The organism is Actinoplanes sp. NPDC049802, assembly GCF_040656595.1.
In the GTDB taxonomy this organism is placed as follows: domain Bacteria; phylum Actinomycetota; class Actinomycetes; order Mycobacteriales; family Micromonosporaceae; genus Actinoplanes.
In genome coordinates this window covers 1-12,427 of record NZ_JBFAMR010000133.1, presented here as the reverse complement: position 1 = coordinate 12,427, position 12,427 = coordinate 1, and the positions used below count along the sequence as shown (strand labels likewise).

11 protein-coding genes and 1 pseudogene are annotated in these 12,427 nt (G+C 72.7%); 6 read left to right on the top strand and 6 right to left on the bottom strand.

All coding sequences use genetic code 11. From position 1 onward, the window contains the following. Positions 1–263: 263 nt before the first annotated feature. The 3 genes and pseudogenes from AB0I88_RS40020 to AB0I88_RS40010 all read right to left on the bottom strand — a co-directional run. A pseudogene (locus tag AB0I88_RS40020) lies at positions 264–635 on the bottom strand (glycosyltransferase family 4 protein); the annotation flags it as partial. Positions 636–2,077: 1,442 nt separating this feature from the next. Then, entirely contained in the window at positions 2,078–2,479 is a 402-nt protein-coding gene (locus AB0I88_RS40015; protein WP_361037311.1) for a 6-carboxytetrahydropterin synthase, read from the bottom strand. Between the two features lie 57 nt (positions 2,480–2,536). Further along, positions 2,537–3,514, bottom strand: a complete 978-nt coding sequence (locus AB0I88_RS40010) for a dehydrogenase (RefSeq protein WP_361037309.1) — start codon at positions 3,512–3,514, stop codon at positions 2,537–2,539. Positions 3,515–3,591: 77 nt separating this feature from the next. Between AB0I88_RS40010 and AB0I88_RS40005 the strand changes: the two genes are divergently transcribed. Genes AB0I88_RS40005 through AB0I88_RS39995 form a run of 3 tightly spaced genes read left to right on the top strand, consistent with a single transcriptional unit; the run spans position 3,592 to position 8,336 of the window. Continuing rightward, on the top strand, positions 3,592–4,338 hold the full coding sequence (locus AB0I88_RS40005) for a CDP-alcohol phosphatidyltransferase family protein (RefSeq protein WP_361037307.1): 747 nt from the start codon (positions 3,592–3,594) through the stop codon (positions 4,336–4,338). 55 nt (positions 4,339–4,393) lie between these two features. Further along, the gene (locus AB0I88_RS40000) at positions 4,394–4,861 is read left to right on the top strand and encodes a hypothetical protein (protein WP_361037305.1); all 468 of its coding nucleotides are present in this window, start codon (positions 4,394–4,396) and stop codon (positions 4,859–4,861) included. Positions 4,862–4,910: 49 nt separating this feature from the next. Next, positions 4,911–8,336 carry a tetratricopeptide repeat protein gene (locus AB0I88_RS39995; RefSeq protein WP_361037303.1) on the top strand — a complete coding sequence of 1,142 codons (3,426 nt, stop codon included), beginning with the start codon at positions 4,911–4,913 and terminating at the stop codon, positions 8,334–8,336. A gap of 56 nt (positions 8,337–8,392) precedes the next feature. Here AB0I88_RS39995 and AB0I88_RS39990 read toward each other — a convergent pair whose 3' ends face one another. Next, positions 8,393–8,668 (bottom strand): hypothetical protein, encoded by a 276-nt coding sequence (locus tag AB0I88_RS39990; RefSeq protein ID WP_361037301.1) that lies wholly within the window; start codon positions 8,666–8,668, stop codon positions 8,393–8,395. A 163-nt stretch (positions 8,669–8,831) separates the two neighbouring features. Between AB0I88_RS39990 and AB0I88_RS39985 the strand changes: the two genes are divergently transcribed. From AB0I88_RS39985 to AB0I88_RS39975, 3 genes are all read left to right on the top strand, one after another. Further along, the gene (locus AB0I88_RS39985) at positions 8,832–9,197 is read left to right on the top strand and encodes a hypothetical protein (RefSeq protein ID WP_361037299.1); all 366 of its coding nucleotides are present in this window, start codon (positions 8,832–8,834) and stop codon (positions 9,195–9,197) included. Positions 9,198–9,436: 239 nt separating this feature from the next. After that, the gene (locus tag AB0I88_RS39980) at positions 9,437–10,342 is read left to right on the top strand and encodes an alpha/beta hydrolase (RefSeq protein ID WP_361037297.1); all 906 of its coding nucleotides are present in this window, start codon (positions 9,437–9,439) and stop codon (positions 10,340–10,342) included. A gap of 55 nt (positions 10,343–10,397) precedes the next feature. Further along, on the top strand, positions 10,398–11,321 hold the full coding sequence (locus AB0I88_RS39975; protein WP_361037295.1) for an endonuclease/exonuclease/phosphatase family protein: 924 nt from the start codon (positions 10,398–10,400) through the stop codon (positions 11,319–11,321). A gap of 100 nt (positions 11,322–11,421) precedes the next feature. Here AB0I88_RS39975 and AB0I88_RS39970 read toward each other — a convergent pair whose 3' ends face one another. Both AB0I88_RS39970 and AB0I88_RS39965 read right to left on the bottom strand, forming a co-directional pair. Then, entirely contained in the window at positions 11,422–12,180 is a 759-nt protein-coding gene (locus tag AB0I88_RS39970; RefSeq protein ID WP_361037293.1) for a hypothetical protein, read from the bottom strand. A gap of 108 nt (positions 12,181–12,288) precedes the next feature. Beyond that, positions 12,289–12,427: transposase (locus AB0I88_RS39965; protein WP_361037313.1), on the bottom strand; the 139-nt coding region annotated here is incomplete at its 5' end.

Here is a 12,427-nt window from a genome sequence, read left to right as displayed (position 1 = left end):
GGTGAGGTGGTGCAGCACCTGGGTTCTCTCCTCCGGTGCCCCCAGGGAGTCCAGCTCGGACCGTTCCACCCGTCGACGGGTGTCCTCGATGCCGGCCCTCCCGGGGTGGGAGACAGCGCCGACAGCCAGCCGAAAGCCGCCGGAGTCCGTGCTCCACCCTGTCAGCCTTCCGGATCCACCCGCCGGACTTGCCGCAAGCGGCGCCCGGCCGCGCCCATCGAACGCCGCACCGGCCCGGCTCGTGCACCGGGCCGGCGGAGCGGTCAGGGGAGCGCATTCAGTACCTCCGCGATACGGCGGGCGGTCTCGTCCCAGCCGGGAAGGGTTTCGCGGCGGGCGTGGGCGCGGGCGCGCCAGCGGGCGCGTAACTCGGGGTCGGTGAGCCACTCGCGCAGGGCAGCGGCGAGGGCGTCGCGGTCGCCGGGTGGGATCAGCCGGCCGGGCCGGCCGCCTTCGGCGACACCCAGGGCCTCCGGGACTCCGCCGACGTCCGTGGCCAGCACCGGCAGGCCGCGGGCGAGCGCTTCGGTCACCACCATTCCGTACGTCTCCCCGTACGACGGCAGCACGAGAAGGTCCGCGCCGGCGTAGACGGCATCGAGCGCGTCACCACTCAGCGGGCCGGTGAACCGCACGCTGCCCTCGTCCGGAACCGGCCCGTCCCGTTCCGGGCGGCTGATCCGCCACGTCCCCTCCGCCGGAGCGGCATGCCCGTCGGGCTCCTCGCCGGACCGACGGCGGGCCGGGCTACCGGGCGTGGCTACGTGGGCCCCGGGACGGGCCGGATCCTCGGAGCCGCCGGCGCCGGGCCGGTCATGAACCCCGCTGTCGGTCGTGTCGCCGCTGATCATGCGGCCGGGCGTGTCGGCGGTGATCAGGTCGCCGGTGATCACGTTGCCGGTTGTGTCGATGGTGACCACGTTGCCTGTGTCGATGGTGACCACGTTGCCGGTTGTGTCGGTGGTGATCAGGGTGCCGGCTGTGTCGGCGGTGGGGTTACTCGCTGTGTCAGCGATGATCACACTGCCCGTTGTGTCGGGGATGATCACGTTGCCCGTTGTGTCGGGGGTGATCGGGGCGCCCGCTGTGTCGGTGATCAGGGTGCTGGCTGTGTCGGCGGTGAGGTTGCTCGCTGTGTCGGCGGTGACCACACTGCCCGTTGTTTCGGGGGTGATCACACTGCCCGTTGTTTCGGGGGTGATCACACTGCCCGTTGTGTCGGGGGTGATCACACTGCCCCTTGTGTCGGGGGTGATCGGGGCGCCCGCTGTGTCGGTGATCAGGGTGCCGGGTGTGTCGCCGGTGACCAGGACAATGGAGTCGTCGAGGCGGGCGGCCAGCCCGGTGGGTGTGGTCAGGGTGAGGGTGGCCGGTGTGGGGATCCGGCCGAGGACGCGGCCCGCTCCGGCGACAGTGCAGGTCCACGGCGGATCGGTGATCGTCTGGAGGGCCTGCAACAGCAGATGGTGGCCTTTGCGCCGGGTCAGCGACGCGACCATGAGCAGCCGACGGCCGGTGAGCGACGGTACGGCCGGAAGTGCGGCGTCGACGCCCGGCGGAGCGGCGTGGACACCGGTCAGACCGTGCAGTTCCTCGACGCGGCGTGCGGCCGGGGTGCTGGTGGCGATGACGGCGGCGGCCAGGCGCAGAGCGCGGCGTTCCAGGGCGCGCAGTTCGGCGGCGGCCTCGGGGGAGAGGCCGGTCTCGTCGCAGAGCGGCAGGTGTACCAGGATCACCATGCGCAGGCGGCCGGCGTGTGGTTCGAGCAGGTCCGGGACGCCGCACGCGATCAGGCCGTCGAGCAGCACGGTGGCGCGGTCGGGGATCCCGGCCAGCATCCCGGCCAACGCCTGGCGCGCACCCGCCGCCGGACGCGGGAAATCGCCGGGCACGAGCAGTTCCCGCACCTCGAAGGCGCTGTCAGGGGTGTGCTCCGCCCGTACCGGAGAAGGGTTTGGGGAGGAGGGAGCACCGGGGAGGGCGAGGCGGCGCAGCACCTCGCGGTCGTAGCGGTTGCCGCCGGACGGCGCCGCCGGGTCGTCGATCGACGCCGGCAGCACCGCGAACAGCGTGTGGATCACCGCAGGGCGCGCTCGTAGGTCGCCCAGGCGATGTGCGACTCGTGCAGGGTGATCGAGATGCCGGTGAGGCCGGACGCGCCGGGGCCGAACTCGCCGGCGTGGATGCGGACGGCCAGGCGGTCGGCGATCAGCTTGGCGAGGAATTCGGTGGACGTGTTGACGCCGGTGAACTCCGGATCGTCGTCGAGGTTGCGGTAGCTGAGTCCGGAGCAGACGGTGTGCAGCTGCTCGCTCGCCTTGCCGATGTCGACGACGATGTTGTCGTCGTCGAGGTCGGGACGGCGGAAGGTGGCGTCGACGACGAAGGTGGCGCCGTGCAGACGCTGCGCCGGGCCGAAGACCTCGCCGGTGAAGCTGTGCGCGATCATGATGTGGTCGCGGACGGTGACGCTGAACAAGGGCTCAACTCCTCAGGTGTGGTTCGTGGCGTAGTACGGGTACCCGATCCGGAAAGATCAATTCGCCGGATGGTCGATGACGTGACAGAGCGCGGGCAGGGAGCCGTCGGCGATCCGCGGCATCACCTCGGGCAGTTCGTCGAAAGGGCTGCGGCCGCTGATCAGGGCGTCGAAACGCGGGTCTTTCAGCAGGTCCAGGGCGAGCGCCAGGCGCTGCGCGTAGGAGCGGCGGCGGGCCGGGGCGATGCCGCCGACCTGGCTGCCGCGGATGGTCAGGCGACGGGAGTGGAAGAACTCACCCAGGGGTACGGCGACGCGGCGATCGCCGTACCAGGAGAGTTCGACGACCGTCCCCTCGGTGGCGAGCAGTTCGAGGCTGGTGGTGAGGCCCTGTTCGGTGGCGCTGGCGTGGATGACGAGGTCACGCTCCCGCTGTGCCGCCTCGGGCCGCGCGAAACCGGCATTCAGTTTCCCGGCTTCGTGTTCGCGGCTCTTGTCGATGTCGACCAGTTCGACATCGGTTCCCGGCAGGCCGGCCAGCACGGCCACCACCGACAGGCCGACCATGCCGCCGCCCACCACCGTGATCCGGTCGCCGATCTGCGGCGCGGCGTCCCACACCGCGTTCACCGCCGTCTCCACCGTCCCGGTCAGCACGGCCCGCACCGGCGGCACGCCGTCCGGCACCACGGTCACCGCGGTCGCCGGAACAACGTACCGGGTCTGGTGCGGAAAGAGGCAGAACACCGTCTTCCCGACGAGTTCCGGCACACCGGCCTCGACGACACCCACGTTCAGGTAGCCGTACTTGACCGGGGCAGGGAAGTCGCCACTCTGGAAAGGGGCGCGCATCGACGGCCACTGGCTCTCCGGGACGCGGCCCTGGAAGACCAGCGTCTCGGTGCCGCGGCTCACCCCCGAGTGCAGAGTCCGGACGAGCACCTCACCCGGTCCGGGATCGGGCACCCGTTCGGTGCGTAGCTCCCCGCTCCCGGGGGAAGTCATCCAGAACGCGCGAGCCGTCAACAGCCTCATCCTTTGCGTCATTGAACCGGAAGCCCCCGGTGGGTGTGTCAACCGGTTGAACCCTACGTCCATCCCGATCAGGAGGAATGGTGACGATCAGTACCACGGTGCGGCCCCTGGCCGGATTCGCCGCCCAGGTCGCTCTGCTCGCCGTGCTCGCCGCCACCGTCGGCCTCGACGTGTGGGGATGGCTCGCCGGGCTGGTCTACGGTGTCGCGCTCTGCGGTCTGCTCGCCATCGGTCTGCGCCGCGCCGGCATGGCCGGTCTCGGATGGGCGAACGCGGTCACGTTCAGCCGCGCGATTCTCGCGGGCGGGGTCACCGCGATGGCCGCCGGCTCCGGTGCGCCCGCCTGGCTGCTGGTCACCGTCGCCGCGGTCGCCCTCGCGATGGACGGGCTGGACGGGCAGATCGCCCGGCGTACCGGCACGACCACCCGGCTGGGCGCCCGCTTCGACATGGAGGTCGACTCGGCGCTGGCTCTGGTCCTGAGCGTGTACGCGGCCGTCGAACAGCACTGGCTCGCGCTGTTCATCGGTCTGGCCCGCTACCTGTTCGGCGCGGCGTCGTGGGCGCTGCCCTGGCTCGCCGCCCCGACGCCGCCCCGGTTCAGCCGTAAGGTCGTCGCCGCCGTACAGGGGATCGTCCTGGTGGTGGTGGCGAGCGGCCTGCTTCCCGGTCCGGTCGCGGTGACCGTGCTGGCCGTGTCGGTCGCGTCGCTGGCCTGGTCGTTCGGCGCCGACGTGCTGTGGTTGTACCGCTCGTCCCGGATCCGCGAGGAGGCCCGCGGCCGCTGGCCGGGCACCCGGGAGCACGCCCTCGCCCGCGGTTGAGGCCCTTCTCTAGCATCGGGCTCAGCTGTTCTCGTGCGCGCCGGGAGGACTCGGAATGCTCGGTAACGTAGTTCAGATCGTCAGCCTGGTGGCGGTCGCCTTCACCATCTACTTCGCGGCCGTGCAGGCGAAACGGTTGCGAGCCCAGATCACCATCGCGAACCTCTTCAGCCGGTACGAGGCATTGAACCACGCGAGCGAACGCTACGACGCCGGGCTCGGAATGCTCTTCCAGCGCCCGGATCTGCGGCCGTACATCTACGAGCGGCGGCCGCTCGATTTGGAGGGCGACGATCTCGCGCGAGTGATGGTCATCGCCGATGTGATGGCCGGCGCCACCGATTACGCGCTGCGGGTCGCCGACCGGTTCCCCGACAACGCGAGCGATTGGAACAGCGTGGCGGCCGAGATGACGCGGCAGCCGGTCTTCCAGGCGCTGATCGCTGAACGGCCGCACGAGTTCTCGGATCTGGTCCGGCATTTCGCGTTACCGGTGCGGGAGACCGGCCCCGCGATCACGTGAACGGGCGGGGTGGGTTCCTCGCCGTCGTCTCCCGGTCCACTATGTCTCGATGGGCTCGGGACAGGGTGGGCGGTGGCGGCCGTGGCGGCAGGCCCGGCAGACGGTCACCGGAAGTGTGGTGTTCGGGGACGTCGTGCAGGTGGCGGACGTCGGCGGGGACGTCACGATCGTGAGCCGGGAGCGGCCGCTCTACCGGGTGACGGCCGCCGAGGTCGCCGCCGTGCCGCTGGCGCCGGAGCGGGCCCGGGCCCAGCCGAGCCGGCTGCTGGCGGCCCGTCACCGGATCGTGCCGTTCACCGGCCGCGCCGCTGAACTCGGCGAACTCGCCGGCTGGGCCGGGTCGGCGGCGACGGTCTCGGCGCGGCTGCTGCACGGCGCCGGCGGGCAGGGCAAGACCCGGCTCGCGGCCGAGGTCGCCGCCCGCTGCGCCGCGGCCGGGTGGACGGTCTGGCAGGTCGCCCACGGTGTGGCCCCCGGCGAGGACCGTGCCGGCCTGACGAGTGGCGCGTTGCTCGCCGTCGTCGACTACGCAGACCGGTGGCCGATGTCGGCGCTGCTGACGCTGCTCGGCCAGATGCGGGCACTGCATGCCCGGACCGGTGCACGGGTACGGATCCTGATGCTCGCCCGGTCCGCCGGCTACTGGTGGCCCAGCCTCGCCGGGCGAGCCGAGAACGATCACGGCATCGAGGCGGGCGCGTTCGTACTGGACGGGCCGGACGCGGGCCGGGGCGACATGTTCACGGCGGCGGCCGTCCGGTTCGGGGAGGTGCTCGGTGTGGCGGGGGACGGCTGGGTGGCGCCCGATCTGTCCGGGCCGGACTTCGCGCCGGTGCTGTCGGTGCACATGGCCGCGCTCGCGGCTGTCGACGCCCGCCTGCACCGGGACGAGGCGCCGGCCGGCCCGCGGTCGATCGCCGAATACCTGCTGGCCCGGGAGCAGCGCCACTGGCGGGACATGCACGAGAAGGCCGAGGACCCGATCGCCAGCCCGCCGATGATCCTGCACCGGGCCACCTACACGGCGGCCCTGACCGGGGCGGTGCCCCGCCCGGTCGCCCGGCGGGCGCTGATCGCCGCCGGTCTCGCCGCCGACGTCACCGCCGCGGACCGGGTCGCCGACGATCACCGGACGTGTTATCCGCCCGCCGACCGGCGTCTCGTGCTCGAGCCGCCGCACCCGGACCGGCTCGGCGAGGACCTGATCGCCCTGTCCACTCCCGGTCACGGTCTGCCCACCATGCTCAGCTACGACGACTGGCCGCTCAGCGCACCGGAGGCGCTGCTCGGCCATGAGGCGGAGTGGACGGGCGCCGCGGTCACCACCCTGATCGAGGCCGCCCGTCGGTGGCCGCACCTCGCCGGGGAGGTGCTGTGCCCGCTGTTGCGCCGGGATCCGGAGCTGGCGATCCTGGCGGGCGGCAACGCGCTCACCCGTCTGGCGTCCATCCCCGGGATCGACCTCGACGTGCTGACCGCCGTCGAGTCGAGACTGCCGGCGGAGCCGCGCGCCGACCTGGACGTCGCGGCGGCCGCCATCAGCGAACGGCTTCTGCGGGACCGGCTGCGCTCCGGGCCCGGCCCGGCCACCGTGGCGGCGCTGCACGTCGACCACGCTTTCCGGCTGGCCCGTGCCGGCCGCTGGACCGAGGCGCTGACCGTGGGGCAGACGGGCGTCGCCCTGCTCCGGCGACTCGCCGAAGAGGATCCGGGCGCGTACCTGCCGGCACTGGCGGTGGCCCTGAACAACACCGGCACGGTCCTCTCCGAACTGGGCCGGCGAAGGGAGGCCCTGGCGCTGGGGGAGGAGGCGGTCGCCGTCGGCCGCGGGCTGGCCGCCCTCGATCCGGACACCCACCGGCCCGCCCTGGCCGGGAACCTGGCCGACCTGGCGGCCCGGCTGTCGGCGCTGGACCGGCGCGAGGAGTGCCTGGCCCCCGCGGCCGAGGCGGTCGAGTTGCTGCGCGCGCTCGCCGTCGCGGACCCGGACCGGCACCAGCTGGCGCTCGCCCTGAACAACTTCGGCGCCTTCCTGGCCGAGGCCGGTCAGCGGCAGCGCGGCCTGGACCTCACCGAGGAGTCGGCCGGCCTGCTGTGGGAGCTGGCGGACCGGGATCCGGACCGGTATCTTCCGGACCTCGCCATGGTCGTGGGCAATCTCGGGAACCGCATGCTGGACACCGGGCGCCATGCGGAGGCGCTCGAACCCGCCATCGCGGCGGTGGGCATCCACCGTTCGCTCGCGGAGATGAATCCCGCCGTCTACCGGCCACGCCTGGCCTCCGTGCTGAGCAACCTGGCCGTCAAACTCGCCGAACTCGGCCGCTGGCCGGAGGCGCTGCCACCGTCCGAGGAGTCGGTCGCCCTCTACCGGGAACTCGTCGAGACGAACCCGGACGGGTACCTTCCCGACCTGGCGCGCGTTCTCAGCAACCACGGCCTGCGGCTCACCGAGCTGGGGCGGTGGCCGGAGGCGCTCCGGCCGGCGGAGGAGGCCGTCGCCCGGTTCCGGGAGCTGGGGGTGGACGGCGCCCGGCAGGAGAACCTCGGGGCGGCGCTGACCAACCTGAGCGCGGTGTACACCGGCTTGAGACGGATGGCGGAGGCGCTGGCGACGACCGAGGAGGCGACCGCCCTCTGGCGCCGGATGGCCGTGGCCCACCCGGAGGCACATCTGCCCGACGTCGCGATCTCGCTGCGCAACCGTGGCGTCGCCCTGGCCAACGTGGGACGGCGTACGGAAGCGGTGGCCTCGGCGGCGGAGGCGGTCGATCTGCTGCGGCGGCTGTCCGAGAAGGAACCGGCCGTGCACCAGCCTCGCCTGGCCCTCGCCGTCGGTAGCCTGGGCCGGGTGCTCGCCGAGACCGGGCGCGGCCGTGAGGCTCTTCCGATCCTGGCGGAGGCGGTGACCCTGCACCGCCGGCTGGCCGAGGGGAACCCGGAGGTTCACCGGCCGGAACTCGCCGGCACGCTGCGCCACCAGGGGATTCAGCTGTCCGAGACCGGGCGCCCGCACGAGGCGCTGGCCTGCGCCGAGGAGGCCGTGGACCTCCACCGGCGGCTGGCGGCGGCCTACCCGGAGAAGCATCTGTCCGGATTCGGCGGCGCGCTGATGCATTTGATGATCGTGTTGTGCGACCTGGACCGGCCCGCGGAGGCCCGGCCGGTGTGCAGGGAGGCGATCGCGGTCTTCCGCCGGGTCGGCCGCGGCGACGAGTCCGCCCTGCACGGGCTGGGCCTGGCCTCGACGATGTACGCCTGGATCTGCCTGGAGACGCGGCGCGACCTGATGGGGGCGCGGGCGGCGGCAGCCGAGTCGATCCGGATCCACACGCCGCTGGCCGAGCGGGATCCGGGGGCCTTCGCCGACCGGCTGGCACAGGCCTATGTCACCTACGCCGGCGTGCTGGAGGCGTCCGGCAGCCCGGACCAGGCCGAGGAGATCCGGCGGCGGATGCTCAGCGGGCAACCGTGAGCACCACGGCGGCCGCGCCCGTGGAGATCCCGGTGTTGCGTTTCGGTGAACTTCTTCTATGCCGTGCAGCCGGGTCCCGCGGCCTTGCCGTCGACGATGCGGTACCGGGAGATGTCCCCGCGAACGTAGTCCTCCAGTTGGCGCACCGACGTCGGGAGGACGTCGTTGTTCATCAGGTATCCGACGATCGCCGTCTCCACGGTCCGGCAGGTGGCCTGGTCGGCGACGACCTGGGCCCGCGCCTCGAGCTTCGCCGGGTTGACCGCAACGTAAGAAACACCGGCAATACTCACCGTGATGGCACTGGTCATCGCAAGCTCGATCAAACGCACCGACGCAGGTTAGCGATGATCACTGTTGGTGAGCACTGGCCCGTTCGGCCGAGATCAACAACCCTCCGTGATCATCCCGGCGGGCGAATGAATCGACGTGAGCCGTCGTCCGGGTGTTAGCTTGATTACTCGGAGCAACGGTTTGATTGCGCTGGAGGATCCCATGCGTCGTGCCGCTGTCGTTCTCGCCCTCGTTCTCGCCGGCCTCTGGATCGCCTCACCCGCCCAGGCTTTCGCGCACAACGCGGTGCACAGCCCGGCCCTGCACGCCCTGCTCGACGGGCTCACCCTGCTGGTCGCCACGGCGCCGGTGTGGACCGCCCTGCTCTGGGCCGGCGGCAACCGCCGGCTCCTCGCCGCCCTCGTGGGCGTCGTCCAGATCCCGGTCGCGATCATCGGCTTCGTGCCGATCGCGAACCCCTGGCTGCACCTCACCCTGTTCGCCCTCGCGCTCGGCCTGACCGCGATGTCGCTGCGGGTGGTACGCGGACAGGCACGGTCCGCCGCCGCCGTCACGACCGTCTGCTGACAGGCCGCCACCGGGCCGCCGCGACGTCCTCGCGTCGCGGCGGCCTCCGTACGGTTCCTGGTCCCGCTGTTGCCGCGGCGGGTTTCGGCGGACGATCGTCCTGCTACGGCGGCGGCCCTCACCGGACCGTCCGATGTCGATCTCGCGATGTGCGCGTTGCGAAGGCCTCTCAGCAAGCGCGTGCGCCGATGTGATGTCGGCGTAACGTGGCCGTCAGTGAGCCTGGCCACAATGAATTCGTGGTGACGGAGACGATGATGCCGGTCAACGGCATCCAGGTGTGTGTGGAGTCCTTCGGGGAGCCCACCGATGCCCCTCTGCTGCTCCTGGCCGGGGATGCCAGTCCGATGGACTGGTGGGACGACGAGTTCTGCCGCCGGCTCGCGGCCGGCGGCCGGTTCGTGATCCGCTACGACCACCGGGACACCGGCCGGTCCACCTCCTACCCGGCGGGCGCGCTCGCCTACTCCGGCGCCGACCTGATGGACGACGCCGTCGGGGTGCTCGACGCGCTCCGGGTGCCCGCCGCCCACCTGGTCGGCTTCGCCCTCGGAGGCGCGCTCGCGCAGCGCATCGCCGTCCACCATCCGGGCCGGGTGCTGTCACTCACCCTCATGGCCACCAGCGCGGGCGGCGCCGGGACGGAAGCCGCGCCGGTCACCGTGGGCGGTCCGGTCACGGTCGTCGCGGGCACGGTCACGGCCGGCATGCGTACGGTGGAAGCCGCCCCGATCACCGACGAGACCGACTGGTCGAACCGGAAGGCCGCGGTAGCCCGCATGATCGCCGAGGTGCGCGACCACGGCGGCCCGTTCACCGCCGACGAGCCGCAGTTGCGCCGCCTGGCCGAGCGCATCTTCGATCGTTCCGCCGACCTGGCCGCGACCCGCCTCAATCACCGTCTCGCCGGTTACGGCCCGCCGGTCCGCGACATGCTGGGTGCCATCGAGGCCCGCACCGTGGTCCTGCACGGCACCCTGGACCGCCGCTTCCCCGCCCCGCATCCGGAGGAGTTGGCCCGCGGCATTCCCGGCGCCCGTCTGGTGTGGCTGGACGGGGTGGGCCACGAGTTCCCGCCCCGCGCCGTCTGGGACCAGGTGCTCCGGGAGATTCTCGAACCCGATCCGGGCCCGCCGGGGGCCTGACCGGCGGGCGCGGGCCGCCCCGGGGCGAGTTGAGCGGCTGTGCGAGCATCGCCGCGTGCGGATCCTCGGCGGGCGGGACCGGATCGGCCGGTTCGTGGCCGTGCCGGTCGGGCTGCTGGCGGCGGGTGCCCTGATCGCTCATCCGGTGCTACCCGGCGGCAGCCTGCTGCCGACGTTCCTGCCGTGGCTGGGGTTGAGCGTTCCGCTCCTTCTCGCCCTGGCCGTGTGGCGCCGCTCCGGGATCGCGCTGGCCGCGGCACTGTTTCCGCTGGTGGCGTGGCTGGCCCTCTTCGGCGGCCATCTGCTGCCGGCCGGGGAGCCCGAGCCGGACCTGGTCGCCGTGCAGCACAACGTCAGCGACGAGAACCCCGACGTGCCGGGCACGGTCCGTACCCTCCTGGCGGCAGGCCCCGACCTGGTCGCGCTCGAGGAGGTCACGCCGCAGGCGCTGCCCGCCTACCGGGCCGCGTTCCCGGCCGCCTACCCGCACCACACCGTTCAGGGCACGGTCGCGCTCTGGTCGCGGTACCCGCTCGCCGGCGCCGCCCCGCTCGACATCCGCCCGGCCGGACTCGGCCCCGACTGGAACCGTGGCCTGCGCGCCGTCGCCCGCACCCCGCTCGGCGACGTCGCGGTCTACGTGGTCCATCTGCCGTCGGTTCGGCCCGGCTCGGGCGGCCTCGACGCGGACCGCCGGGACGACAGCGCCCGCAGGCTCGGCGCGGCTCTCGGCGCGGAGCCGCTGGACCGGGTGATCCTTCTCGGCGATCTGAACGCCACCACGAAGGACCGCGGCCTCGAACCGGTGACCGCACGCCTCGGCACGGCCGAGTCCGGCTTCGCCTTCAGCTGGCCGGCCGCCCTGCCGGTGGCCCGTATCGATCACGTCCTGGCCCGTTCTCTCACCGTGACGTCGGTCCGGGCCCTTCCGAGAACCGGCAGCGACCACCTGCCGGTCGTCGCGCGTCTGCGGTGGTAGCCGTCAGCCCGGCCGCTGCTCATCAGGTCGTCACGGATCTCCGGGCGCAGGTCGTCGCCGGCCGCGCCGCCGGCCCCGCCACCCCCCTCCGGAACCCGGGCTAGCCGATCGGCAGCCGGACCGTGCCGGGGTCGACCGTCCGGACCCCGCCGGCGGTGCGCACCTCCAGCACACAGCCGCCGGCCGGTCCGCGTTCGGCCGGCCACCACGCTCCCCAGACACCCGCACGTACAGTGGCCGTGACCCGCAGGCCGTTGGCGAGCACGATGTCGACCCCGGACACGTCCGCCCCGCTCAAGCCGAAGATCTGGGCCACCTCGAGGCCCGGCGGTGGCGCGTCCTGCCCGCCGCCGAGAACCAGCACGTCACCGCCGAGCGGGGCCTCGAACGGCCGGTCCGAGACGGTGGCGTTCATGCCGTTCAGGCCGTCGTCGCGACGGACGCCGGAGAGGGCGATCAGCGGCTCGGCCGGGGTGCCGTTGCCGCGGGCCACGTCGACGCAGTAGGTGAAGTCGCCTCGCCGGTCGACCAGCACCTCTCGTTTCCCGGTCGGCCGGGCGCCCGCCACGGCGACACCCCCGACTCCGAGGTCGGTGCAGACCGACGCCCACTCCCGCAGCTCCTCCTCGGAGGCGGTGAGCGGGGGAGCGGCCTGCGGCACGGCGGACCAGCCCGCGTAGCCGGCCGGGGGAGCGTCCGCACGGGTGGCGACCACGACGCCGGCGGCCACCGCCACCACGGCGCCGAGCGCGACGGCGAGCCGGGCCGGGCGGGGCCGGGCCGTGGGAGCGGAGGCCTCGGCGACGAGTATCCGCCGGATGTCGGCCTGTCGCTGCGGGTCCAAACGGGTCTGCATCATCGAGAAACCTCCGTGGAAACCCCCGGCTTTAGCCGTGGGGAGGAATCGGACTGCCTGTGGAGCAGGTCAGGGATGGCCCATTCGCCGTCAGGGCAGGTGGGTGTCTGGTCAGACTGTGCGCTGGTTCTCCACATACCTCTTCACGATCTCCAGGGTTGCGCCGCCGATGGTGGCGACGAGGTACGAGTTGGTCCACAGGGTCGGCATTCGGGATTTCAGGTGGGGGAGTTCGGTGTGCGGCAGCCGG